Raw genomic sequence first — 2,384 nt, 5'->3', positions numbered from 1 at the left:
AAGTACCCTATAAGATAGACTTTTATTAAATTGTCTATCCTATAGGGTACATTTTACTCAGCCTCAAAAATCATATCTATCTATATACAATCAATCCAACAATATAACCTAACACTCCTGCACTTATTACAGCTATTACCCTCCATATAGGTATTTTTATTTCAAATTCCATAATTTAAATCCCCTGTCTTTCTATTTCTTAAGTATCAACCTTTTAATTATAACATGTAAAATCATCATTTTCTACAAACAGAACTACACTCTTCACTAAAAACAGTTCTTTTTACTTTATACTTATTTTATTTATAATTTATTTTAAACTAATTATTTTGACATAATACTGTAACAAATAGCAGCTATAATAAAATTACAAAGTAGTTAAAACATATTATTTACTCCTATTAAAAAATCTATAACAATAAAAAGGATAACTCGTTACACCCTAGCGAGTTATCCTTTTTATTGTTATACCGATCATACAAGCGTTATCCTGATTACCTTGTCATGCCACAGTAGTAAGAAAAAAGTTACAGTTATAATATTCTTTAGACATTACAACTATAACTTTTTTATTTAAATTTTATCACATATCTCAACTGAACATACTTTATCTCTTCCAGTTTGCTTTGCTTTATATAAGGAGTCATCGGCTTGTTTTAGTAACGTTTCAATGTTATCCGTTAATTCCGGGTAAGCAGATACACCTACAGAAACAGTAATTCTTATCTTTCTGCTATCACCTATTTCAAACTCATGTTTCTTTACTTCATCACATATCCTTTTTCCTATATCCATAGCCCGCTCTTTAGAACAGTCAATTAACAAGACACAAAATTCTTCTCCTCCAACTCTTGACACTGCATCGAATACTCTGCAAGTATTTTTCAAAATAACAGCTAATTCTCTTAATACTATATCACCAACTGCATGGCCATATGTATCATTAACATGTTTAAAATGATCTATATCAACCATTAAGCAGGATAATTTTTCACCATTTTCATTTGCATTTGCAACACTTTCATTAAATATCAAATCAAATTGTCTTGTATTATTTAATCCAGTCAAAAAATCTTTAGTAGCCTCATTTTTATACCTCCTATACAACTCATTTGATGAATTAACATATTTTAATAAATAGTAAGCTAATACAGCTGCAATTGTCGACATAATCAAATATGCCAAGAGTATCTCAAATACACCACCAACATTAAATAACAAGTAATAATATGTACTAATTGTCGAAAATATACTAAGTAAATATATCGTTATCCACTTTTTGACCATATTTAACTTCAATTTGCCAATTATAGAATATGACAATAGTAATATTAAGATTTGAGCAACTCCAACTATTGATGATTGATTGATTCCAAAGTATAAAGTTCTAAATAAAACTATAATTATCCCTGTAATTAGTGAAGGTAGAAGTCCATCAATATAATATACCAACATTAATGCTATAACTCTTAAATCCACCAAAGTTTTTGTACTTTCAATATCTATTGCGTAAATCATCATTCCTATCGCAAGTATTCCACCGCCTAAACCAAGCAAAATCTTTGTACAAACTTTGGAACTGCATTCAAAAGGCGTATCCTTTGATAAATGTCCACCTAAAAATATTGCTGCTATTAAAAGAAGTATATTAATAAAAAAATTATTCATTATCCTCACCTCTAATTCTATTTATTAACTTAAATATATACAAATAATAATTATTATTTAGAATTTATTATTACAATTATACCATCAACTACATTTTATGACAATTAGTTTCTTTTTAAACTAAAAGACCATGTATTTCCAACAGGATTCCTCCTATCTTCCTTACCTGGTCTTCTCTAAATTTTTAACATGACTTTATTTTGCTATGTCTACTGTATCAGCAAGTTGTATCACAAAGAATTTTCAAATCTTTTTTTAAAGAAAATAAGATATATTATTTCAAGAATTCCAACTGTATTCACTATTAAAAGTGCAATATACCATATTAATTGTTTGTTACGAGCTGAGTGCCAAAGTGCTATACCTTTCCAAATAATTGACCAGGCTACTAATAAGAAAAGTATTGGTCTATTTGAAATTAAACTTTGCATTATATTGTTCATTTTCATCACTCCGATTATTTTAATTACTCACTTATTAATATAACTTATCATAGAATTAATTATTCATTCACAAAAAAATAAGCAGTAACTGGATTTCTCCTAACTACTGCCCATAAAAAATGAAGGGTACAGGATTAAATAACTCCTATACCCTTAAAAATTAAATATATTCTATTGCATCCATGCTCCTGTATCATCAACTTTGTAACCATCTGGGGTTGTACAGTTCATGTATAATCCTCCATGTTCATCAAAGCAATAACATTCACCATC

General features: G+C 28.0%; 2 protein-coding genes. Both read right to left on the bottom strand.

Translation table 11 applies throughout. The features are described from left to right. Positions 1-573 precede the first annotated feature (573 nt). Entirely contained in the window at positions 574-1,668 is a 1,095-nt protein-coding gene (locus tag COL3_RS26775) for a GGDEF domain-containing protein (RefSeq protein WP_008421320.1), read from the bottom strand. 230 nt (positions 1,669-1,898) lie between these two features. Then, a complete protein-coding gene (locus COL3_RS26770; protein WP_008421323.1) occupies positions 1,899-2,111 on the bottom strand; it encodes a DUF5652 family protein in 213 nt (70 codons plus the stop codon). Between the last annotated feature and the right edge of the window lie 273 nt (positions 2,112-2,384).

This window comes from Clostridium sp. LS, from assembly GCF_002760435.1.
Classification (GTDB): Bacteria; Bacillota; Clostridia; order Clostridiales; family Clostridiaceae; genus Clostridium.
The sequence above is the reverse complement of the archived record's forward strand: the minus strand, read 5'-3'. Positions and strand labels throughout refer to the sequence as shown.

What these genes read in the sequence shown, in the direction of transcription:
- COL3_RS26775 (WP_008421320.1), bottom strand. Translation starts at nt 1,668, where the DNA reads ATGAATAATTTTTTTATTAATATACTTCTTTTAATAGCAGCAATATTT.
- COL3_RS26770 (WP_008421323.1), bottom strand. Translation starts at nt 2,111, where the DNA reads ATGAACAATATAATGCAAAGTTTAATTTCAAATAGACCAATACTTTTC.